We start from the raw sequence: 22,098 nt of genomic DNA, 5'->3' as shown, positions 1-22,098 counted from the left end.
AGCCAAGGCTCAGCGCCGGCTCCACTTTCTTCCTGCCCAGAATGCCAGCAAGGCGGTGGCGAGGGTGAGAACTGCGACGAGGATCAGCCCCAGCTTGGCTGCTGCGGAAATGACGACCCCGACAGCGGGGCTCATTGTCAGATCAATGGGCGTGATGTTTTCCGGCGTGTCGCCGATACGCGTTTCAAACGCCACCATCATGGCCTCAAGTTCCGCCACCTTGTCCGGATGTCTGGCGGCCAGGTCATATTGTTCGGCCGGATCGTCTTTCAGATTGAAGAGCAATGTCTCGTGCGGTGCGAGGGCCACTTCGCCGTCCAGAAACGGCCGCATGATGGCGGGTATCGGATTGCCTTCTGCCAGATAGGGGCGTTTGAGTTTCCAGTCGCCTACGCGCAGGGCTTCGAGCCTGCCATGCGAGTAGTAGGCGAAGGGACGGTCAGACTCCTGTGGCGTGTTGCCAGCGGTCAGACTTTGCGAGAGGTCCACACCATCAATCACACGGTCCTGCGGCAGCGCGACCTTTGCAAACGCCGAGATGGTCGGCAGCCAGTCGAGCATGGAGGCCGGTGCTGTGTACTCGCTTCCTGCGGGAATCAGGTTCGGCAACATGGCAACGGTTGGCACGCGCATGCCGCCTTCAAAGGTTGTTCCCTTGCCATTGCGCAGGGGACCGGCAGACCCGCCTTCGTCCTGCATCACAATCCAGGGGCCGTTGTCGCTGGTGAACACCAGCAACGTGTTCTGAGAAATATCGTTGCGTTCGAGTGCGGCCATGATCTCGCCGACACTCGCGTCGACTTCTTCGATGACATCGCCGTAGAGACCACGGTCGCTGACGCCTTCAAACTGGGTTGAGCGGTACAGCGGCACATGGGGCATCGGGTGCGGCATGTAGAGGAAGAATGGTTCACCCGCATGGCGATCGATGAAGTCCGCCGCATAAGTTGTCAGGCGGCCTGTCAGTTCTGTCTGATCGATTGCGTGTTCGATGTACTGCTCGTTCTGCATCAAAGGCAGGGGCGACATGTCGTTGCTGTAGGGGATCCCGAAAAACTCATCAAAGCCCTGGTTGGTCGGTAGGTATTGCGGCTGATGCCCCAGATGCCATTTGCCGACAATGGCAGTGGCGTATCCGGCTTCCCTCAGCGTCTCAGCGATCGTGATCTCGCTTTGCGGCATGCCGCGATAGCTGCTCTCCATAAAGACATGATGGATCCCCATGCGGATCGGATAGCGGCCGGTCAGCAGGGCGGCACGCGACGGCGTACAGACTGGGGAGGCGGAATAGAATTCGGGAAAAAGCACGCCGCGTTCTGCAACCCGATCAATGTTGGGGGTGGCAATATCAGTCGCGCCAAACGCCCCGATATCGCCATAGCCCAGATCGTCGGTGAAGATGAAAACCACATTGGGTGGCTGGTGGGCCTGTGGTTGTTCGACCACCAACTCCTGACCCAGCGCTGCTTTGGTCAGTGCCAGAAATGCGAAAGCGAGGACGAGAAGTTTTCCGGGCATGTATTGGTCCGCCAAGGATGAAAAGTCTGATTGCTGAAATGCGAAAGGGGGAAGTGCCTGCGTGATGCCTGCGCCTTCCCCCTCTGTCAGGTATTCGTTGAGGTTGGTTCTTCAGGCCTACCAGAGACCGTGCGCCTGTACCTCGTTACGGCCGACCACCATGTGGTGCACTTCGTCCGGCCCGTCGGCGAACCGCAGGTGGCGGATGTCCGCATAAAGCGATGCCAGCGGTGTCCACTGGGACACGCCGGTGGCGCCATGGATCTGGATGGCGTCGTCGATGATCTGACATGCCTTTTCCGGCACCATGGCCTTCACCGCGCTGATGTAGACGCGGGCTTCCTTGTTGCCCAGTACGTCCATGGCCTTGGCAGCCTGCAACACGGAAAGACGCATGGCGTTGATCTCGATGCGGGCACGCGACACCTTTTCCAGATTGCCGCCCAGCTTGATCAGCTGCTTGCCAAAGGCATTGCGTGAGCCGCCACGCTTCACCATGAGCTCAAGCGCCTTTTCGGCCTTGCCGATGGTGCGCATGCAGTGGTGAATGCGGCCCGGTCCCAGGCGCAGCTGAGAAATCTCGAAGCCACGGCCCTCGCCCAGCAGAATGTTTTCTTCGGGCACGCGCACATTGTTGAACTTGATGTGCATGTGGCCGCGTGGTGCGTGGTCCTCGCCGAAGACTTCCATGCCTTCGAGGATTTCAACGCCCGGTGTGTCCTTGGGTACAAGGATCTGGGACTGCTGCTTGTGCGGTGCTGCGTCCGGGCTGGTCTTCACCATGACGATCATGATCTTGCAGCGCGGATCGCCAGCGCCTGAGATGTAGAACTTCTCGCCGTTGATCACCCACTCACCGTTTTCAAGAACGGCGCTGGTGGAGATGTTCTTGGCGTCCGATGAGGGAAGTCCCGGCTCGGTCATGGCATATGCAGACCGGATTTCGCCATTGAGCAGCGGCTTCAGCCACTTCTCTTGTTGGGCTGCTGTTCCCACGCGCTCAAGCACTTCCATGTTGCCGGTGTCCGGTGCGCTGCAATTCAGCGTCTCGGAGGCAAGCGGGTATTTGCCCAGTTCGGCAGCGATATAGGCATAGTCAAGATTGGAGAGCCCGTCGCCAAACTCTGAATCCGGCAGGAAGAAGTTCCACAGGCCGGATTCCTTGGCTTTGGCCTTTGCACCGTCAAGCAGCTCAAGCTGACGGGGATGCCAGGTCCAGCGGTCTTCCTTCTCGGCATCAAGGGCATTGAATTCCTCGGAGATGGGGATGACGTTCTGCTCGATATGGGCCTGAACGGCGTCCATCAGCGGACGGGCCTTTTCAGACATGGCGAGGTTGAAAAGGTCAGGGTTTTGAGATTGCACGCGGGTTTCCTCCAGAGAGTTTCATTTTTCGATATTGATGACAGTGCCGAGACATGTTTTGCGGATGTTTCCAACATGCTTCAGCGTGTCTCCGCAATGGATCGCGGAGCGCCAATTTCGGGATGCCGCATACTGCGCTGACGTCTCCCTTATGGGCAAGGGTTGTATCCAGGGAGCAGTGTGGGCGCTGATCCGACTGGACAGGAACGCCGGTGGGTGTATTTCTCCGCGTACTTCGGATTTCTTGACTCTCGCGGCCCTCGGCATCACATGCTGTGTGGTGCGGGCTTGCCCAAGAGTTCAGCCATTCCACCTCCAAGACTGCCACTCCCGGGAATAGATCGATCATATGGACTCGCTGACACAATTCGCGCTGGGCGCCGCGGTTTCAACGCTGTGTCTGGGCAAGACACTCGGCCCGCGCAAGGCGGCGCTTCTGGGTGGCGCGTTGGGCACACTGCCCGATCTTGATGTGTTTCTGCCCTTTGATAATCCGGTGGATGCGTTTGTGCTGCATCGCGGCTGGACGCACTCACTGTTCGTCCATGTTGTGGCGGCGCCCGTCATCGGTGAGCTATTGGTGCGCACCATCAAGGCACTGAAAGAGCATCGCGCGCTGGTCTGGCTCACGGTCCTGCTTTGTCTGACGACCCACGCGATGATTGATGCCATGACAGTCTATGGCACCCGATTGTTTTGGCCGTTTTTTCAAGACCCGGTCGGCGTGGGGTCGGTCTTTATCATCGACCCGCTCTACACCCTGCCGCTGGTCGGTGTGGTCATCTGGGCCTTGTCACGCAGGCATTGGACGCCGGTTCTGGCGCGGGGTCTTGCAACGGCGCTTGTATTCACCACCGGCTACATGGCGCTCAGCGTTGTTCTGCAGGCTTATGTGGAAAGCCGGGCGAAGGTCATCTTTGCCGATGCCGGTATTGAGGCGGATCGTGTCTTTGCAATTGCCGGCCCGCTCAACACGGTTGTGTGGAAGGTCATCGGGCTTGAAGACGACCGCTATCACAACATCTATCTGTCCCTGTTTGATGGCACGTCGGCCCCGAGAATCTACACCCACCCGCGGCATCCGGAACTGGTGGCGGAACTTGGAGACGTGGATGCCTTCCAGAAGCTTGAGTGGTTCAGCCGTGGCTATTATCGCGCCGAGCTGGAGGGACAACGGATTGTCGTCTCAGACCTGCGCATGGGTTTGACGCCGAGCTATGTGTTCAGGTTTGCTATTGCGGAGCAACGCGGCGATACGGTGATTGCCATCCCGCCGGACCCCCTGAGCAATCGGACGGGCACCATCGGTCAGGATCTGGACTGGCTGTCCGACCGCTTTCTTGGTCGTGCCGTGATCCGGGAAGCGGAGTTTGATGCTCTTTCAGGTTGTGGCGAGCGCATTGCTGTTTGCTGACCTCTAAGGCTTGCTGGTTCAGGATATCGTCGATGTGAGGACGAGATATGAAGAAGTGGATCTTTGGCACCGCCGGCTTTGTCGCCTTGACTGTAGCGATCTTTGGCTGGCCGCCTTATACCGGTGGGCCAAGCGGCAAGGGGTTGCTGGCTGACAGCTATATGTCCACTGAGACCGGGGTAAAGCGGCATCCAAATGGTGTTTATGAAATCTCCGCGCTCACGCGCATGCCCGGCGTCAAGGCGGACATGGTTCGCTGGTGGTTTGCTGACTACATGCAGACGACAGAGCACTACAAACGCTGGCATCCAACCGCGCATGTATGGATGGATTGGGAGAACAAAGTTCCCGGCGAATATGTAGGTGCCAGCCATCTTGTGCACGAGTACATCGGCACGGAACTGGTGAAACTACGCATCCAGTTTGTGCCGCCGGAAGAAATCCTCACGGACGCACAACTCAAACCGGATGAGGTTGCGGTGTGTGCACGCGTGGGTCTTCTGGAAACCCCGATCAACGTCACCAGAATGTGCCACATCATCCGCAACACAGAATTTGGTGCGGAGATGCGCAGCCGCTTCTGGATGGGGCATATCAGCCGACGCGACGGGAACGACACGGTGGCGTCGATTGAGGGCGTTCTGGGAAACACCTATCTTGTGCGCGCTTTTGCTATCGGCGAAGCAGACGCGCGGGCTGTGATGATTCACGCCATCGAAGAGATGGGAACGCTGGCGGATTTTCTGCCCGACCTTTATGCGCAGGAGACCGGAGTGTCCCCTGCACCTGTTCAACCAGTCGAACCGTCCGGTCTGAACTAGTCTTTCATGCCGTAGTTCTTGCGGAACTCTTTCATGCCCTCTGCCGTGTCTGCAACGATCTTCTTCACGGTGTCACGCTCGTTGAGACGCTCGAGGAGAGCTGCTGCTTCGGGCAGGTCTTCGAACAGGTCCCAGTCGAACACGATCTTGGCCACACCCAGTGCCATGGGGAATGAGTGCAGGAAAACCATGTCGGCATAGGTGATCTCATCGCCGGCCAGATAGGGTGAGAAACGTCCGCGTCGCTTGATTGCCGCACAGCCTTTTTCAATGACCGGGCGCACGCTGTCTTTGACTTCCTGAGACACAGGGCCGGTGCCGAAAAACGCTTCGCCAAAACACCGGCGTGCAGGCAGCTCAAGATACAGTTCGGAGAACTTCAACAGTTCCTTGGTGCGCGCGCGCTCATAAGGGTCGGCCGGGTAGAACGACGGTCCGTCAACGGCGTCCTCGATGTAGTCAAGGATAACGCTTGTTTCACTCAGGGAGCCGTGCGGCGTGTCGAGAGCAGGGACTTTGCCCATGGCGCTCTTGGACAGGTACTCTTCACCGCTGCCGGAATAGACGCGGACGTCTTCGTATTCGGCGCCCTTCTCCATCAAAGCCATCTTGACCATGTTGTAGTAATTCGATGCCGGGAATCCGAGTAGCTTCAACATGGTCAATCGTTCCTGTTCCTGATGCCCGTTTGTTTGGGCGCTCGTTTGTTGTGTCGGCTCCATCCTATGACAGGCTGGCTGCAAATTGGGAATCGGAATCGGTTGGTTTTTGGGTGGACGCGAGATGGGGTGCAATTGTCCTAACTGGCTCCTAGAATGGTGCTGAACAAATGTAGCCCACCTTTGCGACTGGATAGTCGTCAGCCGGGCTGCAAAAAAATCCCCGGGGGACATGATGGGACGCATGCAAAAAATTGCCATTGGTGCAGCTGTTTTGACGGTTATTGCAGGTGCCGGCTACCTGGGGGTTCAGGCCTATTTGCAGGCCCCACTTTTCTCCGAAGAAGATATTGCTCAGATGCGCGAGGATGTTGCTGCGCAGAATGAAGATGCCTTTCACCAGCCCGAGGTGATGCCTGCGGCCTATTCAGAGCGCAGCGAGCAGCGCAACGTCTATTTTGGCGAGCTGCACACACACTCCAACCTGTCATTCGATGCCTACCTCTTTGGCAACCGGCTGTCGGTTGATGAGTCCTACCGGTTTGCCAAAGGCGAAGCGATGGAAGGCCCGACCGGAGAGCTGATGCAGCTGACCCGTCCCCTGGATTTTGCGGCCATCACCGACCACGCAGAAGGATTTGGTCTGGCGGAGGCATGCGAAGACGTCGACCGGAATGAAGCAACGCAGGAATTGTGCGAGACGATAGAGCAGCCCAGCGCCGAACTCTTTTTGGAGCTGCGGCAGCAGGGTGCCCAACGCCCGCCGGTTTCTGCCTTCGCGCTCGTAGTCGAGAATCCTGAAAAAGAGCGGCGCTTTATGGAGGCGACATGGGCGCATGTGGTGGACATGGCCGATCAGCATAATGAACCAGGCCGCTTCACTGCGTTCGCCGCCTATGAGTACTCCCCGCCGCTTGAAGGCACGGGAAAGATGCACCGCAATGTCATCTTCCGGAATGGCGATGTGCCGTCACACGCGGTCTCTGCATTTGATGCCCTGTCAGAGTTTGACCTTTGGGAACAGCTTGAAGCTGGCTGTGACCGCCCGTGCGAGTTCTTGACCATTCCGCACAACCCCAACAAGTCGTGGGGACTGGCTTTTGCCGGCCAGACCATTGATGGCGATGTTTATACGGCTGAGAACTGGGCCACGCGGGAGCGTCTGGAGCCACTGGTGGAGATGTTCCAGATCAAGGGCAACTCGGAATGCGCCCTTGGCATGGGCACGACGGATGAGGAATGTGCAATCGAGCAGTTCCTGCCGCGCTGTGAGACGGATGACGAGATTGAGTGCATCCGACCGACCTCAATGGTCCGCGACGGTTTGAAAAAGGGCCTGATGCTGGATGAAGAACTTGGGTTCAATCCACTGGCGGTTGGCCTGATCGGCAGCACGGATACGCACAACTCCAATCCGGGCGATGCAGAAGAATGGGATTTTCGCGGCGCGGCTGCCGTGTTTGTGGGGTCGGCCAAAACCCGCCTGGCTCCGGGGCGGCCTGGCCGCAGCGCGCTCAAGCGCAATCCAGGTGGCATTGCGGCCGTCTGGGCAGAGGAAAACACGCGGGATGCGTTGTTTGACGCCATGAAGCGCAAGGAGGTCTATGCCACCAGCGGGACGCGCATTGGCCTTCGGTTCTTTGCCAGCTTTGCCTTTGGCGATGGTGTGGATCCGCAGTCTGCCTCCATAGCGGCTGCCTATCAGTCAGGCGTGCCGATGGGCGGTGCCATCGAAGGTGCGGCGGGCCAGAAACCGTCATTCCTCGTGCAGGCCCTCAAGGACCCGATTGATGCGCCTTTGGACAAGATTCAGATCATCAAAGGCTGGGTTGAGGATGGGGAGACCCGCGAACTGGTGATGGATGTCGCGTGCAGCGGTGGTCGGCAGCCTGACGCTGAGACCAAAAGATGTGCTGACACGTCTGCGAATGTGGACCTTGCAAACTGTGCATTCGATATGGATGGCGGCGCGGCTCAGTTGAGCACCTTGTGGACGGACGACACCTATGTGGAAGGCCAAAAAGCTTTCTACTATGTGCGCGTTGTCCAGAACCCGACATGCCGGTGGTCGACCTATGACAGCCTGCGGCTGGGTTTGACGCCACCTGAGGGTGTTCCGCCGACGACAACCGAGCTGGCCTGGTCGTCCCCCATCTGGGTCAACTAGGCAGATCGCATCCGACCCGCCAACTGGCGCAAAACGCCTGTTGAAAACGCCTCTCATTATTGAAAGGCGTGCAGCCCTTGAATTGTGATCAATTCAGCCAAATTAGTGTTGCGTGGCGGCGTAGATGACTTAAGGTCATATTTAAAATCTGTTTTGGTAGGCGGGCTTAGGCGTGCGTGTGGTGCGCGTGCCGCCCGTGCTGGGTGTCGGGAGGATTCTGACCCATGATCAACGTGACGATTAACGGCAAACCTGAGGTTCTGGATGTTGATCCGGACATGCCCATTTTGTGGGTGGTCCGTGAAGATCTGGAGATGACCGGGACCAAGTTTGGGTGTGGCATTGCGTTCTGCGGTGCGTGCACGGTGCATCTTGATGGTGTCCCCGTCCGTTCATGCTCGACACCGATCTCAGCTGCTGAGGGTCTGGAAATCACGACCATCGAAGGCCTGCCGGACAATGACGGCAAACTTGCCAAGGTCCAGCAGGCCTGGATCGATGCGCAGGTGCCGCAGTGCGGTTACTGCCAGTCCGGTCAGCTGATGTCTGCTGCAGCCCTGCTGCGCGACAATCCTGATCCGAGCGACGAAGACATCGACGCTGCAATGTCCGGCAATATCTGCCGCTGCGGTACCTATCCACGCATTCGCGCGGCCATCAAAGCCGCAGCGCGCGCGTAAGGGGAGCGAACATCATGAACAAATGGTCCCGACGTGGATTTATTGGCGCAGGTCTCGCAGGTGGTACGGCTCTGGTGGTTGGCGTTGCCATCCGTCCGGGCAACCCGGTTGGCGATCTTGCGAAAGACGCAGCTTTTGACGGCGAACAGCTGGTCAATGCGTGGGTGAAGATCGGTGAAGACAATGTGGTCACCGCGATCACGCCGCACACCGACATGGGCCAGGGTGCCCTGTCCACCATGGCGCAGATGCTGGCCGACGAGATGGACGCAGACTGGGACAAGATGAATGTCATGTCCGCGCCCGCCAATGGCGATTACGTCTCCAGTGAAATGGCCCGTCACTTTGTGGCACCGGGTCTTGATCTGGGTGAGCTTCTCGAGCCGACAATTGACGGCGCGTTTCAGCTGCTAGCGGGCTCCATGAATCTGTATCTGACAGGCGGTAGCTTCTCTATCCGGTCTACCGGCCAGAAGGGTATGCGCGTTGCCGGCGCGGCGGCCCGCGAAATGCTCATTGGTGCCGCGGCCGACAGCTGGGGCGTTCCCGCGTCCGAGATCACCACTGAAAAGAGCCAGCTGTTCCACAAAGCCAGCGGCAAGTCGGCGACCTATGCTGAGTTTGCTGTCGCTGCTTCAGAGCAGAGCGTGCCTGCACAGCCTACTTTGAAATCAGTTGATGAATTCAAACTGATGGGCACACCGGCACCGCGGCTTGATATTCCATCCAAGGTTGATGGCACTGCGATGTTCGGCATCGATGCCAAGATCCCCGGTCAGAAGTTGAGCTATGCAGCCGTGCTGGCAGCCCCTGTTCCCGGCGCCAAGGTTGCAACACTGGATGATGCGGAAGCGCGCTCCATGCGTGGTGTGACCCATGTGCTTAATCTGGGCGAGTTTGTTGCTGTTGTTGCTGACAGCTACTGGCACGCACAGCAGGCGATCAACACGGTCACTGCGACATACACAGAAACACCGACTGATAATCTCGATCAGGCGGGCATGTTCAAAATCTTTGATGCAGCGTTGAACGACGCAGGTGACGAAGGTGGCGACGGTCTTGTCGATGAGGGCGACGCGCTGGATGCATTTGCGTCTGCTGCCACCAAAGTTGAAGCCGAGTATCAGGTTCCGTTCCTGGCCCATGCGGCGATGGAGCCCATCAACTGCACTGTCTGGTTCCATGATGGGGAAGCTGAAGTGTGGATCGGCACACAAAGTCCTCTGCGCTGCCGTTCGGCTGCGGCTGAAGTCTTTGACGTCAGCACCGATGATGTGACGGTTCACCTGGCTCATATGGGCGGTGGCTTTGGCCGTCGGTCCGATGCCAACATGGTGACCATGGCCGCGCGTATCGCCAAGGAAGTTGATGCACCGATCAAGATGATCTGGTCACGTGAAGAAGACACCCAGAAGTCTGCCTATCGCAACGCGACGACCAGCCGTTTCAAGGCAGGTCTCGATGAGACCGGCAAGCCGCTGAGCTGGGACAACATCTTCCTGTTCCACAATGACCCGGCTGACGCGGCGTACGTGCCTTATTACGATATTTCATCGCAGCGCATTCGTGCGGTGAATGATGTTGAACTGCCGCTTCCCTTCTGGGCATGGCGGTCCGTCGATCACAGCCAGCATGGTTTCTTTGTTGAGTCCTTTGTGGATGAAATGGCGCACGCCGCCGGCAAGGACCCTCTTGAATTCCGCATGTCGATGCTCGGCAAGTCGCCGCGCTTTGCAGCTGTTCTCAAGAAGGCGGCAGAGATGTCAGGCTGGGGTAGCGCGACGGCTGCCAATCATGGTCGCGGTGTCGCCCTTGTGCGCTCGTTCAACACGATTGTTGCCATGGTCGCTGACGTAGACATGAGCAGCGGCTCTCCGTTGGTGAAGAAAGTCTATTGCTGTGCTGATCCCGGCTACGCCATGAACCCGGATGGGTTTGCGGCGCAGATGGAAGGCGGAATCATCTACGGTCTTACTGCGGCTCTCTATGGTGACATCACCATCCGCGATGGTGCTGTGGAACAAAGCAACTTCCACGATTACCAGATGCTGCGGATGTATGAGTCACCGGAGATCGTTGTTGAGATCATCAACGGCAATCCCGATGACATCGGTGGCGGTGGTGAACCTGGTACGCCGCCGATTGGGCCGGCTGTTGCCAACGCTGTGTTCAACGCAACCGGTATCCGTCCGCGCAAGCTGCCGCTTGCCGGGCAGTCCTACTCGGTATAGGAGACGCCAATATGCTCCGTGTCCTGACATTTGTGACGGTGTTGTCCGCCGGCGCTTTCGCCCTGCTCACCGCCACAATGTCAGGCGCACAGACGCAGGCCTCTGAAGCGGAGGGGCTTGTGGCCTGGGACAAGGCATATGAAGTGTTTTCGCATCCACGCTGTGTCAACTGCCACGTGCCGGATGACAACAAGCCGCGCTGGTCCGGGCCGAGTTACGGCACCAAAGGCCCGTATCACGGCATGAGCATTGTTGCTGATGATACCCGCAAGCGGGCTGCCGGTTTGCCATGCAGTGCATGCCACACCAAACAGAACTTGCCGTTCCCCGGTGGCGCTCCTGGCGCACCGCACTGGGCACTTGCTCCGGTTGAGATGGTCTGGTGGGAGAAGAGCTCTGCTGAAATCTGCGAGCAGATCAAAGATCCCGAGCGTAATGGCGGCCGGACGGTTGAAGAAGTTGCCGACCATGTGGGCAATGATGAGCTTGTTGCCTGGGGCTGGTCACCGGGACCGGGCCGCGAGCCTGCGCCGCATAGCGCCAACGAAACCGTGGCCTTTCTGCTTGAGTGGCAGAGTGCCGGGGCGCCGTGTCCATCATCAGCGGCTGCCGAGTAGCTACTTCACAGAAGCTTGTGCTTGAGCCAGCGCTTCGGGCGTATCGATGTCTGTTGCCTCGCGCTGTGGCATGTCGACAAATGCTTTGCTGTCGAGCGTTGCCAGAAAGGCCTTGCCGCTTTTGTCGCCGCTGAGCGCGGCCAATGCCTCGAAGGTTGATCTGGCGAATAGAAGCGGAGGCTGCGGTACGTCATCGTGTCTGCTTGCCACGGCGTCGTGGTCGTCCATGCGGTCGGCCAGTTTCTTGATGTGCTCTGCCGTCGCAAATGGCATGTCTGCGAGCAGGATCAGGGCTGCATCGACCGATGAATTTTTAATGTGGGTGACGGCCAGCGCCAGGGATGCACCCTGCCCCTGATCCGCATTGTGATTTTCGACCGGCTCAATCCTGGCCTCTTTGTACAGCTGTATGAGCCTGGCGTTGCCCACAGGAACAATGGCGGTGGCGCTTTGAAACGGCAGTGCTGAAACCAGGGCGGCGCTGTGTGTCGCCAGTGGCTGACCGTTCAGGTGGGAGAGCAGTTTGTCATCGTCGCCAAATCGCTGAGAGAAGCCGCTGGCAAGAATGACCGCGGCGACGCGGTTCAGGTTCACGCTTCGAGGTCCTTGTAGCAACCCGCAATCTCCGCCAGCGTGGACACAGCCAGCATGGAGGCATCGCGTGTGCGCGGGATCAGACCGATGGGGCCTTTGAGCCGACGTACCCCTTCCTTTGAGACACCGGCATCACGCAAGGCCTCGCACCGTACCTGGTGGGTACGATGGCTGCCGACGGCACCGAGCCAGAAGGCAGGCCCCTCAAGGGTTTGCTGTACGAGGGGGATTTCCCAGTCCTGATCATGGAACATCAGCGCGAAGGCAGTCCACTCATCATCGGCCAGGGCAGGCAAGGACTGGGCGGTGGTCAATCGATCAAAAGTGAGGCTGGACTGGGCCGCTCTGTCGAGGGTCATATCGTCCGGAGACTGAATGACGACGCTGAAATCTGCCGCTGCGGCCAGCTTGCCAAGCGCAATCAGTTCCTCTCCGCGTCCGGCAATGCGCAGCCTGAGTTTGGGCACGATGCGCAGGTGAAGCGTGTCGCCCGCCCAATGGGTTTCCTCTGGCATGTCCTTGCTCATGGAGACCCCGGCGTCCGACACGGTCAGGCTTACAGCTTTGCGCCCCTCCAGATTCGAGAGTGAAGCGCGAAGTGTGTCGGGGTCCGGTGACGGGACCACGATCATGCTGAGCTTGCCGCCGCATGGCAGCCTTATGTCCAAAAAAGGAGAGCCTGCCCCATAGGTCAGGAGGCGTGCCTTGCGATCGGCTATCGCTTGCTGCGCATTGAGGATCACATCTGCGTCCACGCACCCATTGGATACGTAGCCTGCATGGCCCCCGTCTTCATCGACACCCATCAAGGCGCCCGGCGCACGAAGGCCGCCGCCAACAGTCTCGGTCACGGCAATCAGGGCCGTCTTTCGACCGGCTTTTTCTGCCTGCGTTAGAAAGCTGAAAACATCTTCTGAATGAGTATAGCTGGACATGGGCACCACGTGTGAAAACCAGTGTCAGCCTACCATGTTTCACGGCCGCAATGCCAAAACGCAGTGGTGTTTTCAGGCCTTCTTCTGGCTGCTGGACGCACCCACGGCCTGTGCGATGAACGCAGCGGATGTTGCCGCAAGCTCGTTGAGCGTTTCGCGCTTTTCACCGGCGCGGGCACGGGTGGCCAGGTTCATCAACATGCCACTTGCGAGCCGGGCCAGAGATTGTGCGTGCGCAGCTTCAAGGTGCGGGGCATAGGAATGGATGCACTGAGCCAGGGCGCCGTCGAGACCCCCAACAAATCCGCTTACGGCTTTTTTGATCTGTGTGTCAGAGGCAACATCGGCAATGGCAGTGGTGAAGACGAGGCAGCCCAGTGCCTGCTTTCTGGTTCCAAAATAGACGTTAAGGGCGCCTTGATAGAAGCCTTCAAGCGCGGCCTGCAGGTCGTCCGCAGCGGACAATGCGGGCAGTGCGTTGTCTGACATCTGGCCCACGAAACTCTGAAGGGCGGCAAGATACATCTGCGTCTTGTTGCCATAGGCGGCGTAGAGGCTGGGCCGTGTCAGGCCGGTTGCGGCGGACAGATCATCCAGCGATGTCGCAGCAAATCCCTTGATCCAAAACTCCTTCAGGATCTTCTGAAGGACTTCCTCCTTGTCGAACTTGCGGGGACGACCTCGGGTCGGACGTGCAGCCATTATGTACTAACTCGCATATATTTCTTGACGTGGGCACTTTGTTGGTCATTATTATGCGGACTGGTATATAAATAACAAGCGGAACATCGCGATGATTGGTTTTGTGAAAGACGCCCGTGACATGATCACCGACCTCAATCGCGTATCGCCGTTCCTGCGCGTATGGGGTCCAGCGCTCAATATTCCCCATGTGGTTGGTGGCCTTTTCTTCATCGGCCGAATCGAGGCGGCGCTGGTGCTCGCGACCTGCGTTTTTTCGGTGGTCGTGGCGGCCCAGATTCACAAGAGACGCCCGTTCAGCCGCCTCACCAGCCTCGTGCATGTGGTGTGGCTGCCGCTCTTTCCGGTGTTGGTGGACGTTTTGATGACGGAAGGTGCCGTGGGCGCTTTTGGCATCTGGCTCGCCTATGTGGTTGTCACCATGGCGATCAGTCTGGTTCTCGATGCATGGAACATCATTCTCATCCTCTTCACCCGCAACAACGCCTTTGAAGGAGCGGATGCATGACCCTTGTGCAAGACCCCGGGCGGACAGCCAAACCTGTCCTCATTTCGCGTTTCATCCGGTCCGGTTTGCGGGGGAATGCGCGTTCCCTTGCGCTGCGGCTGGGCCTCAAGAAGCTCAGCGATGCTGTACCGGATGACTGGAAGGTTCCCGACAGTGACATCGCGGTTCGGGCCATTGCTGCTGCTGAAGCGGTGTGTCCGGATTTCATCATCCGCCACTCCTACCGAACCTATTGCTTTGGTGCCCTGCTGGCGGCGCGGGACGGCCTGAAGCTTGACCGTGAAATCTTCTTTCTGGCAGCCATTCTTCATGACCTTGGTCTGTCAGAAAAACATGCCAATGATCCTGGCTCATTTGAGTGGGTGGGTGCAGGCCTGGCCCATGATTTCTGTCTGCAAAACGGGCAGGCAGAAGAAAGGGCCGCGCTGGTGCATGACGCCATCGCCCTGCACACGTCGGCGGGTATCGCCAATAAATGCCAGCCCGAGATTGCGATGGTGCATTTTGGTGCGGGGCTTGATTTGTTCGGGATGCGTCTTGAGGAAATCCCGGCTGATGCACTTGCGGCCATTCTGGAAAAGCATTCACGGGACGACTTCAAGTCCTGCTTCGCGCCGTGCCTTCAGCATCAGGCGGATAGCAAACCCAAGAGCAGCATTGCCGGACCCATGGCGCTTGGCCTGTCGGACATGATTCAGGAAACGCTCGGCAACGCCTAACTCGGTGGAAGGCCCTTGCCGAACACGTTGATCGCCTTGTTGAAGGGCGCCTGTCGGTCTGTGTCGTAGTTGGACGGCGCGAATGAAGCCGCCTCCCATAGGATGGCTGCATCTGTTGGCAGGATTTGTTTCAGGTTTTCCTGTGCGTCCGCAGGGAGGTCCGCCCATTCGCGGCGCAACTCCTCAAGACACCACACCCGATAGCGGGATGACGGGACCTGGGTGTACTCGCAGCCCTGAATGGTCTGGTCATAGCGCACCAGCCCCTGCGTTACGGCATCGGCATTCTGGCGGAGCTGGGCCAGGTGGGTTTCGCTTGCCTCCACCAACAGGGCTGCAAGAGGCTCATCAATTTCCTTGATGATGCCGGTGTCACCGGGCTGCGCCTTGGTGTTCCACATGCGCGCCACCCACTCATACACAGCCGGGGCGCGATTGCGCATGATCTCGGCGGGTGTCGGGTCCTGGCTGAAGTGCCGCAGCATGGGCGCCATCATGCCGAAGTCGGCAATTGTTGGTGTGTCGCCTAGGATGAAGGGACGCTTTTCAAAGATGGCCTGCAGCAGATCAAGCGCATTGAAATAGGCGCCCTCTACATGGTCCCAGGTCTTGTCCGTCACCCCATCTCCCAGCACGAAGTTGCCCAGCTGGCGGCGCGTCAAAAATCGGCGCGCGAGAATGGCTGGCAAGCGTCGTGTGCCCTTGATGAGATCTTCATACAGGGACTGGGCCGCGTATCGACGGTCGGCCGCGTAGCTCCAGCGGTAATGCATGGCGGGACGCCACAGCCACTCGTCGGCGTAGTCGTCAATGAGCAGGGCTGCAAACCGCAGAGCCGGGTCGTCAGGGTAAATTGTCGGTTGGTCCTGCTCGGCTTCGAGGGCTGCAAGGATCGGTGTGGAATCTGTCATCCACCGTCCGTCCGTATGCTGCACAACCGGCATCTGCACGACGCCTGCGCCCTCGATCAGCTTTCGCTCGTTTCCCACGGTCGGTGAGTAGTCGTAGGGAATGGACCGGTAGCGCAGATAGGTCTCTACCTTGCCGGTGTAGTACGAAATCTTGCAGCCATAGACATGCATGGGTGGCTCCTGCTGATACCTAGGCTGTGCGGCTGCGCAGTATGCGCCACGTGCCGAAAATCGCCCCTGCAATCAGGCCGACCAGTACCAGAGCTACCAACGCGATAATCCAGCCATAGCGGTCCAGGACTTTTGCGGCCGTGTTTCTGGTGATCTGCTGAACCGTGTCGTAGCCCGCGGGCATCTCCAGAACACCCATCTGCTTCGAGTAGGCGTCAAAGGACGCAAGCATATCCTTCATGACTTCCGGTTGTGCTTCACTCAGGTCTGTGGTCTCGCCGGGATCATCTGTCATGTTGAAAAGACGCCAGCGGCTGTCGCCGGCGGGTGGGTTGTTGCGGGTGATCTTGTAGTCGCCCTTGTAGAGGGCAGAGTTACCGGACACTTCCAGCGCACGAATGTCATCTTTGCCGTACACGCTGTCGGTGGCACCGGTGAGAACCGGTAGCAGGCTGCGTCCGGTGATAGACACCGTGTCGTCGGCCAGGGCCGTTTTGGGTGCGCCCACAAGATCCAGCAATGTCGGTGTCAGGTCGGTCACCATCGCGGGTGAGTCAACGCGCATTGGTTCAACGCCTGGCCCGGCGATAATCAACGGAACCCGGATGCCGCCCTCTGTTGTGTAGAACTTGAAAAGGTCGCCGGGTGATGCAGCCGCGTTGGCCCACTCAGGTCCGATGAAGCCCCAGCTGCCGACTTCGCCGACACCTTCCAGATCGATGTGATAGCCGTTGAAGTGCATCCAGATTGCGAGGGTAGCGCTGTTGTCACCGCGGTTTTGTTCCGGGCCATTGTCGGACGTCACGAGAAAAATCGTGTTGTCGAAGGTGCCCGCGTCTTTGAGGTGATCCATGAAACGACCGATGTGGAAGTCCATGGCCTCCAACATCCCGGCGTTGACCTCCATAAGAGCCGCATAAAGGGTGCGGTCCTCATCGCTCATGCTGTTCCAGTCGCGGCTGTTCGCGGGCATGGGGGCAATGGGCGCCCCTTCGCGGATCAGCCCAAGCTCCTGGGCGCGCTGGTAACGGGCTTCGCGCATGACATGCCAGCCCTCATCGAACTTGCCTTTGTAGTTGGCTGTGAATTCAGCGGGCGCCTGCACTGGAATGTGGATGGCCTGGAACGGCAGATAGGCAAAGAACGGTTTGTCGGGATCCGTCATATCCAGATAGTCGATCATTTTGTCGACAAGATACTTAGAAGAATAAAAATCCTCTGGCAGATCGTAGGGCTTGCCGTCTTCGTACCAGGGTGCCTCGTGGTAGTAGGGCATGAACGACTTGTCTTCCCAGTTGTCCGCGCCAGACGCGGCAAGGGCAAGGGACCGGTCGAACCCGTGGTTCTGGGGCATCTCGTCTTCGGCATCACCCAGATGCCATTTGCCGCTCATCAAGGTGCGATAGCCGACCGACCGCAGACGATCTGCGATGGTCAGGACACCGGGCTCCAAAGACAGGGTGTAGCCCGGCTGGCCGCGATGCTCGTCCGGGATCACTTCCGGGATGGTGGCAACGCCTGTCTTGTGATTGTCGATACCGGTGAGAAGCATGGCGCGGGTTGGGGCGCACAGGGGCGATGTCCGGTACTGGGTAAACATCGCGCCGCGCTCTGCCAGAGCGTCAATGTTCGGTGTGGCGGCTTCACCGCCGAAGGCGCCGAAGTCCATCAGCGCGGCGTCGTCTACGAGAACAACGACAATGTTGGGCTGTTTTGCGCTGGATTCTGCACTGGTTTCTACACTGGTTTCTGCACTGGTTTCTGGGGTGGTATCAGCAAGTGCTGCAGATACCCCTGGGCCTGAAGAGACAAGGCCGACGCTCAAAACAGCTGCCAAAAGGGCGCGGGTTTTAGAACGTGGTTTTTGAGTTCCAGGGCGCATGGGAACAGGCTCCATCGTGGCGTTTCTAATTAATGACATGCGTTAATGGCATTTATACTGTCATTATATGGGGCGCACGTCCAACGGAATCATAGGCAGGTGGTGCAATCAGCGCGTGCCGCCCATTGGGGCAGCACGCGCCAGTTTCGTTAGCGTCGGGCGAGTGTTCTGGCGCCGAAAACAAGCAACACCACAAGCACGGCTTCAATGATGATTGGCGTTTCTACACCAGCTGGTGCGCCATCCATGACAACACCAAGGATGCGACCGATCAGGGCAAGGCCATAAAGCAGCGCTGCGCCGTAGATTGCGCCGGTGCGGCCGGCAAAAAGGCCAAGGCCCGCAAACGTGGCAGCTGCCAGAAAGAATGCACCGATATCAGCGCGGAAGGTGTTCATGCCCAGGTCCGGCAGGGCGGTGCCAAGGCCAAGCGTTACAGCTGAGGCTTCAGGTGTGAAAAAGGTCTGCAGACCCATAAGAAGTGAAAACGCAAAGACGAGGCCGACGGCAATACGAGCAATCCAGATCATAATTTCCCCCTAGGTTGTTTTTGTTGGCGCAGCTTATGGGGCCTTGGTGAGATTGGCTACATGCCTGTGGTTGGGCTTTCGTCGGTCGTGTCGCGCACGGTGGAGAAGGCGTCAAACGCCCCCTTTTCTCATGGCGAGCAGTTGAAAGCCTGGTGGCCCGACCTCACCTTGGAGCTGAAAGTTGGCTCGACGACTGCGCCAAGGCGTGGTCACATGTGGGCAACAACAACAATTTGCATACGCCTTATCAAACCTGAGGAAGCGCGCCATGAGCGATACCAACGAATACGTACCCCCGAAAATCTGGACATGGGACAAGGAAAGCGGTGGCCGCTTTGCCAACATCAACCGTCCGATTGCCGGTCCGACCCATGACAAGGAATTGCAGGTCGGCAAACACCCGATGCAGCTTTATTCACTTGGAACGCCCAATGGTGTGAAGGTGACCGTGATGCTCGAAGAGCTGCTGGCCAAAGGCCATAGCGGGGCTGAGTACGATGCGTGGCTGGTCAACATCGGTGAAGGCGCGCAGTTCAGCAGCGGCTTTGTGGGCGCCAACCCCAATTCCAAAATCCCCGCCCTGATGGACCACAGCACCACGCCGCCAACGCGGGTGTTTGAGTCCGGATCCATCCTTTTGTACCTGGCTGAAAAGTTCGGCGAGTTCCTGCCTACGGACCATGTGGCGCGGACAGAGTGCATGTCGTGGCTGTTCTGGCAGATGGGCAGCGCGCCTTATCTGGGCGGCGGCTTTGGCCACTTCTATGCCTATGCGCCGATCAAGATCGAATACGCGATCGACCGCTTTGCCATGGAAGTGAAGCGTCAGCTTGATGTGCTTGATCGCCACCTTGCGGACAATGAGTACATGGCCGGCAAGGAGTACACGATTGCCGACATGGCAATCTGGCCCTGGTATGGCGCTGTGGTGGCCAATGCTGCCTATGACGCTGCGGAATTCCTGCAGACGCAGGAATACAAGAACGTGAAACGCTGGATGGATCTTGTGGGTGATCGTCCTGCTGTTCAGCGCGGCCGTATGGTCAACCGCGTATTTGGCGCGCCGGAATCGCAGCTCCATGAGCGGCACGATGCCAGCGACTTTGACACCAAAACGCAGGACAAGGTTGCTGCCGCGGAGTAGTCCTGCAGCCTGATTTGCAAAAACAAGTGATCGTTTGCCTTAAGGGGCCACTGGCATTTTGTCATGTGGCCCCTTATTGGTTTTATAAATGAACTCACAAAACTGTATCTAGGCGGGGAGCGAACTCATGAGCGTTACACTGGACATGAATGGCGACGTTGCGGTCATCACCATGAATGATGGCAAGGCAAACGCGGTGAACCCCGCCCTGCTTGAGGGCCTTGAGGCCGCCATGGACAAAGCCGAGGCGGACGCCAAGGCGGTTGTGCTGACCGGTAAGCCCGGGCTTTTTTCTGCGGGCTTTGACCTAAAGCTGATGAACGGCGCAAGTGCTGAAGAAGTCACAGCATTGGTCAATCGCGGTGGCGCCTTTGCCCTGCGGCTCTATGGCAACAAGTTGCCGGTGGTCGCTGCATGTACCGGCCATGCCATTGCCATGGGCGTGTTCTTGCTGGCGGGCTGCGACACGCGCATTGGTGCGGCTGGTGAGTTTGCAATTGGCGCCAATGAAACGGTCAACGGCATGACACTGCCGATCTTCGGCATTGAATTGCCCCGCGCCCGCCTTGATCCGCGCTTCCTGACCGAAGCGATTGTTCAGGCCAAGATGTATGACCCGGAAGGGGCTGTGAAAGTCGGCTACCTTGATCAGGTGGTTGATGCGGACAAGGTGCTGGACACGGCAACCGGCATTGCGGCGCAGCTGGGTGAGTTGCCCAATGGTGCATACGCTGCCAACAAGATGCTCATCCGTGCACAGACGATTGCAACGATTGAAGCCAGCCTTAAAGGCTAACGGCCCACTCAGCTGTGTTGCCACGTTCCGTGCTTGATGGATTTTGGGGAGAACTCACCAAACTCAAAACGCATGGGCAGTGCTTCAGGCCGTACCAGCCCATGGTCGAGGGTAAAGCGCCATGCGCGCCCGGCGCCCGGGAACTGGTCCACGTCCGGGCCGCTCCAGATTATCCCGACGGAGCCTGCCAGATGGACCAGGGCGCCGGTCTCGAAATCAGGAAACAGCAACCCGGCCTTCGGGTTCTCCAGAAGGTTCCCCAGTGTGTTGAAGAAGTTGTTGCCGGCATAATCGGGAATGATCAGTGTGCGGCTGTTTTCGACCTTGACGAATCCTGCCGCGCCGCCGCGATGCGAGACATCTACGCCGCTGTTTGCCGCATGTGGTGTGTGAGATCTTGTTGATGAGGCGACAAAGAACGTGTCTGCCCGCTCTACCAATGTGCGTATGTCTCCGTCCAGGGATGTGACGCGGACAGGCGATTCCACGTGAGGCGTATCAGGATCGCGGGTTTCGATCAGGGCCCGGGTCTGAATGTATTGCGGGCAATTCCCAAAGCTCTGATCAATGGCCAGATGCACATACTCCTTTGCGTGTGCCTCAACATGCGCTGTGAAGCGATTTCGGCGTCGGGTGTCCAGCTCTATGCCAAGGCCCCCGACCGGCGCCCCGTTGGACAGGACGGCGAGGGCTGGATCTGCCGCAGGCAGGTGCGTTGCGATTTTGAGCGCACGTTCCGTGGGGCTTTGGATAAAACCTTTTGAGCCTGCGAGTATCGTCGCCCATGGCTGGCCTGAAGCATCCTGTGTGCCCAGCACGACAAATGGCAGTTGTTCATAGAAGTCGCGATGTTCGTCGGGCATGTGATCGCGAACGAACTTCGCACCGATCACAGCCATGCGTTCATCAACGCCGAGCCTTTTCTGAACTGCAATTTCTCCCGCGTGAAACGGGGACGCGGCTTGTGGCTGATCGAGATCGGTCATGGGTGGTTCCTTTCGGAGTCGCTTGGTCGATGGGCGCGCGGGGTGGTCAGCACGACACCAACTACCCCGCGCATTTTCGACTACGCAGCCAATGCAATGGGTGTTGCCTTCATGGCGACAAAGCCCGGCAGACTTTCGATGCGCTTCAGCCACGCACGGATATGGGGATAGGGCTCAAGCGAGACGTCACCCTCGGGTGCGTGGGCGATGTAGCTGTACCCTGCGACGTCGGCGATTGTTGCGTCGGTGCCTGCGAGCCAGTCACGGGTGGCGAGTTCCTGCTCCATCACGTCAAACAGCGTATAGGCGATGCTCTTGGTGCGTTCGTGATCCAGCGGTGCCTTGAAGAGGGTTACCAGACGTGCGGCTGCCGGCCCGAATGCGATGGGTCCCGCAGCGACCGATAGCCAGCGCTGAACCTCTGCTGCCTGTGCAGCGTCTTCGGGGAGCCAGGTCGCGTTGCCATACTTCTTGGCGAGGTAGACGAGGATGGCATTTGAATCTGAAACGATGACGCCGTCATCATCGATGACTGGCAACTGGGCAAAGCTGTTGAGGGCACGAAATGCCTCTGTCTTGTGGGCGCCGGACATCAGGTCCACATCCACAAGCTCGTGATCAAGGCCGAGGAGGGACAGGAACAGTTCCACGCGGTGGGCGTGGCCGGAGAGTTCGTGGCGGTAAAGTTTGATCATGGTGTCAGTCTTCCCTGTGAGCGCCTGAGTGATGGCGGCTTGAAACAACACGG

Annotated in this window: 21 protein-coding genes; 10 read left to right on the top strand and 11 right to left on the bottom strand. The window is 58.5% G+C overall.

What is annotated here, in order from left to right:
• Window positions 1–9: 9 nt before the first annotated feature.
• Entirely contained in the window at window positions 10–1,518 is a 1,509-nt protein-coding gene (locus tag ABXH05_RS07045) for a sulfatase family protein (protein ID WP_353560392.1), read from the bottom strand.
• A gap of 117 nt (window positions 1,519–1,635) precedes the next feature.
• Window positions 1,636–2,847, bottom strand: a complete 1,212-nt coding sequence (locus ABXH05_RS07040) for an acyl-CoA dehydrogenase family protein (protein WP_353560986.1) — start codon at window positions 2,845–2,847, stop codon at window positions 1,636–1,638.
• A gap of 385 nt (window positions 2,848–3,232) precedes the next feature.
• Here ABXH05_RS07040 and ABXH05_RS07035 point away from each other — a divergent pair, with 385 nt between their 5' ends.
• Together ABXH05_RS07035 and ABXH05_RS07030 are read left to right on the top strand one after the other, a co-directional pair.
• Window positions 3,233–4,297, top strand: a complete 1,065-nt coding sequence (locus ABXH05_RS07035) for a metal-dependent hydrolase (RefSeq protein ID WP_353560391.1) — start codon at window positions 3,233–3,235, stop codon at window positions 4,295–4,297.
• Between the two features lie 47 nt (window positions 4,298–4,344).
• Complete coding sequence (locus ABXH05_RS07030; protein WP_353560390.1) at window positions 4,345–5,118, top strand: DAPG hydrolase family protein; 774 nt, start codon at window positions 4,345–4,347, stop codon at window positions 5,116–5,118.
• Here the strand turns inward: ABXH05_RS07030 and ABXH05_RS07025 are convergent.
• Window positions 5,115–5,777: a glutathione S-transferase family protein gene (locus ABXH05_RS07025; protein WP_353560389.1), complete on the bottom strand. Its 663-nt coding sequence runs from the start codon at window positions 5,775–5,777 to the stop codon at window positions 5,115–5,117. The genes ABXH05_RS07030 and ABXH05_RS07025 overlap by 4 nt on opposite strands.
• A gap of 244 nt (window positions 5,778–6,021) precedes the next feature.
• On the opposite strand from ABXH05_RS07025, the gene ABXH05_RS07020 reads away from it, so the two are divergent.
• The 4 genes from ABXH05_RS07020 (at window position 6,022) to ABXH05_RS07005 (ending at window position 11,472) form a co-directional block, all read left to right on the top strand.
• A complete protein-coding gene (locus tag ABXH05_RS07020) occupies window positions 6,022–7,944 on the top strand; it encodes a DUF3604 domain-containing protein (RefSeq protein ID WP_353560388.1) in 1,923 nt (640 codons plus the stop codon).
• Between the two features lie 224 nt (window positions 7,945–8,168).
• Complete coding sequence (locus ABXH05_RS07015) at window positions 8,169–8,624, top strand: (2Fe-2S)-binding protein (RefSeq protein WP_353560387.1); 456 nt, start codon at window positions 8,169–8,171, stop codon at window positions 8,622–8,624.
• Window positions 8,625–8,638: 14 nt separating this feature from the next.
• Entirely contained in the window at window positions 8,639–10,855 is a 2,217-nt protein-coding gene (locus ABXH05_RS07010; RefSeq protein WP_353560386.1) for a xanthine dehydrogenase family protein molybdopterin-binding subunit, read from the top strand.
• An 11-nt stretch (window positions 10,856–10,866) separates the two neighbouring features.
• Window positions 10,867–11,472 carry a hypothetical protein gene (locus ABXH05_RS07005; protein ID WP_353560385.1) on the top strand — a complete coding sequence of 202 codons (606 nt, stop codon included), beginning with the start codon at window positions 10,867–10,869 and terminating at the stop codon, window positions 11,470–11,472.
• Here ABXH05_RS07005 and ABXH05_RS07000 read toward each other — a convergent pair whose 3' ends face one another.
• The 3 genes from ABXH05_RS07000 to ABXH05_RS06990 form a co-directional block, all read right to left on the bottom strand.
• Entirely contained in the window at window positions 11,473–12,066 is a 594-nt protein-coding gene (locus ABXH05_RS07000) for a nucleotidyltransferase family protein (protein ID WP_353560384.1), read from the bottom strand.
• Entirely contained in the window at window positions 12,063–13,001 is a 939-nt protein-coding gene (locus ABXH05_RS06995; protein WP_353560383.1) for an XdhC family protein, read from the bottom strand. The genes ABXH05_RS07000 and ABXH05_RS06995 overlap by 4 nt, the downstream gene beginning before the upstream one ends.
• 72 nt (window positions 13,002–13,073) lie before the next feature.
• A complete protein-coding gene (locus tag ABXH05_RS06990) occupies window positions 13,074–13,703 on the bottom strand; it encodes a TetR/AcrR family transcriptional regulator (protein ID WP_353560382.1) in 630 nt (209 codons plus the stop codon).
• 91 nt (window positions 13,704–13,794) lie between these two features.
• On the opposite strand from ABXH05_RS06990, the gene ABXH05_RS06985 reads away from it, so the two are divergent.
• Together ABXH05_RS06985 and ABXH05_RS06980 are read left to right on the top strand one after the other, a co-directional pair.
• Window positions 13,795–14,211 (top strand): hypothetical protein, encoded by a 417-nt coding sequence (locus ABXH05_RS06985; protein WP_353560381.1) that lies wholly within the window; start codon window positions 13,795–13,797, stop codon window positions 14,209–14,211.
• A complete protein-coding gene (locus ABXH05_RS06980; RefSeq protein ID WP_353560380.1) occupies window positions 14,208–14,930 on the top strand; it encodes an HD domain-containing protein in 723 nt (240 codons plus the stop codon). The genes ABXH05_RS06985 and ABXH05_RS06980 overlap by 4 nt, the downstream gene beginning before the upstream one ends.
• On the opposite strand, the gene ABXH05_RS06975 is transcribed toward ABXH05_RS06980, so the two are convergent.
• From ABXH05_RS06975 to ABXH05_RS06965, 3 genes are all read right to left on the bottom strand, one after another.
• On the bottom strand, window positions 14,927–16,012 hold the full coding sequence (locus ABXH05_RS06975; RefSeq protein ID WP_353560379.1) for a glutathione S-transferase family protein: 1,086 nt from the start codon (window positions 16,010–16,012) through the stop codon (window positions 14,927–14,929). The two genes, ABXH05_RS06980 and ABXH05_RS06975, sit on opposite strands and share 4 nt — an antisense overlap.
• A 19-nt stretch (window positions 16,013–16,031) precedes the next feature.
• On the bottom strand, window positions 16,032–17,894 hold the full coding sequence (locus ABXH05_RS06970; RefSeq protein WP_353560378.1) for an arylsulfatase: 1,863 nt from the start codon (window positions 17,892–17,894) through the stop codon (window positions 16,032–16,034).
• Between the two features lie 149 nt (window positions 17,895–18,043).
• Window positions 18,044–18,424 carry a DUF4345 family protein gene (locus tag ABXH05_RS06965; RefSeq protein WP_348136459.1) on the bottom strand — a complete coding sequence of 127 codons (381 nt, stop codon included), beginning with the start codon at window positions 18,422–18,424 and terminating at the stop codon, window positions 18,044–18,046.
• A gap of 268 nt (window positions 18,425–18,692) precedes the next feature.
• Between ABXH05_RS06965 and yghU the strand changes: the two genes are divergently transcribed.
• Together yghU and ABXH05_RS06955 are read left to right on the top strand one after the other, a co-directional pair.
• Window positions 18,693–19,568: a glutathione-dependent disulfide-bond oxidoreductase gene (gene yghU / locus ABXH05_RS06960; RefSeq protein WP_353560377.1), complete on the top strand. Its 876-nt coding sequence runs from the start codon at window positions 18,693–18,695 to the stop codon at window positions 19,566–19,568.
• 127 nt (window positions 19,569–19,695) lie between these two features.
• Entirely contained in the window at window positions 19,696–20,364 is a 669-nt protein-coding gene (locus tag ABXH05_RS06955) for a crotonase/enoyl-CoA hydratase family protein (RefSeq protein WP_353560376.1), read from the top strand.
• Between the two features lie 8 nt (window positions 20,365–20,372).
• On the opposite strand, the gene ABXH05_RS06950 is transcribed toward ABXH05_RS06955, so the two are convergent.
• Together ABXH05_RS06950 and ABXH05_RS06945 are read right to left on the bottom strand one after the other, a co-directional pair.
• On the bottom strand, window positions 20,373–21,350 hold the full coding sequence (locus ABXH05_RS06950; protein ID WP_353560375.1) for a pyridoxamine 5'-phosphate oxidase family protein: 978 nt from the start codon (window positions 21,348–21,350) through the stop codon (window positions 20,373–20,375).
• 80 nt (window positions 21,351–21,430) lie between these two features.
• The gene (locus ABXH05_RS06945) at window positions 21,431–22,042 is read right to left on the bottom strand and encodes a glutathione S-transferase family protein (protein ID WP_353560985.1); all 612 of its coding nucleotides are present in this window, start codon (window positions 22,040–22,042) and stop codon (window positions 21,431–21,433) included.
• Window positions 22,043–22,098 lie beyond the last annotated feature (56 nt).

Source organism: Pyruvatibacter sp. HU-CL02332, assembly GCF_040362765.1.
GTDB lineage: Bacteria > Pseudomonadota > Alphaproteobacteria > CGMCC-115125 > CGMCC-115125 > Pyruvatibacter.
Note: the sequence above shows the minus strand (reverse complement) of the source record. Positions and strands in the feature narration are given on the sequence as shown.

Coding starts and splice junctions, on each gene's coding strand:
- ABXH05_RS07045 (WP_353560392.1), bottom strand. CDS start 1,518: ATGCCCGGAAAACTTCTCGTCCTCGCTTTCGCATTTCTGGCACTGACC.
- ABXH05_RS07040 (WP_353560986.1), bottom strand. CDS start 2,847: ATGTCTGAAAAGGCCCGTCCGCTGATGGACGCCGTTCAGGCCCATATC.
- ABXH05_RS07035 (WP_353560391.1), top strand. CDS start 3,233: ATGGACTCGCTGACACAATTCGCGCTGGGCGCCGCGGTTTCAACGCTG.
- ABXH05_RS07030 (WP_353560390.1), top strand. CDS start 4,345: ATGAAGAAGTGGATCTTTGGCACCGCCGGCTTTGTCGCCTTGACTGTA.
- ABXH05_RS07025 (WP_353560389.1), bottom strand. CDS start 5,777: ATGTTGAAGCTACTCGGATTCCCGGCATCGAATTACTACAACATGGTC.
- ABXH05_RS07020 (WP_353560388.1), top strand. CDS start 6,022: ATGCAAAAAATTGCCATTGGTGCAGCTGTTTTGACGGTTATTGCAGGT.
- ABXH05_RS07015 (WP_353560387.1), top strand. CDS start 8,169: ATGATCAACGTGACGATTAACGGCAAACCTGAGGTTCTGGATGTTGAT.
- ABXH05_RS07010 (WP_353560386.1), top strand. CDS start 8,639: ATGAACAAATGGTCCCGACGTGGATTTATTGGCGCAGGTCTCGCAGGT.
- ABXH05_RS07005 (WP_353560385.1), top strand. CDS start 10,867: ATGCTCCGTGTCCTGACATTTGTGACGGTGTTGTCCGCCGGCGCTTTC.
- ABXH05_RS06995 (WP_353560383.1), bottom strand. CDS start 13,001: ATGTCCAGCTATACTCATTCAGAAGATGTTTTCAGCTTTCTAACGCAG.
- ABXH05_RS06990 (WP_353560382.1), bottom strand. CDS start 13,703: ATGGCTGCACGTCCGACCCGAGGTCGTCCCCGCAAGTTCGACAAGGAG.
- ABXH05_RS06985 (WP_353560381.1), top strand. CDS start 13,795: ATGATTGGTTTTGTGAAAGACGCCCGTGACATGATCACCGACCTCAAT.
- ABXH05_RS06980 (WP_353560380.1), top strand. CDS start 14,208: ATGACCCTTGTGCAAGACCCCGGGCGGACAGCCAAACCTGTCCTCATT.
- ABXH05_RS06975 (WP_353560379.1), bottom strand. CDS start 16,012: ATGCATGTCTATGGCTGCAAGATTTCGTACTACACCGGCAAGGTAGAG.
- ABXH05_RS06970 (WP_353560378.1), bottom strand. CDS start 17,894: ATGCGCCCTGGAACTCAAAAACCACGTTCTAAAACCCGCGCCCTTTTG.
- ABXH05_RS06965 (WP_348136459.1), bottom strand. CDS start 18,424: ATGATCTGGATTGCTCGTATTGCCGTCGGCCTCGTCTTTGCGTTTTCA.
- yghU (WP_353560377.1), top strand. CDS start 18,693: ATGAGCGATACCAACGAATACGTACCCCCGAAAATCTGGACATGGGAC.
- ABXH05_RS06955 (WP_353560376.1), top strand. CDS start 19,696: ATGAGCGTTACACTGGACATGAATGGCGACGTTGCGGTCATCACCATG.
- ABXH05_RS06950 (WP_353560375.1), bottom strand. CDS start 21,350: ATGACCGATCTCGATCAGCCACAAGCCGCGTCCCCGTTTCACGCGGGA.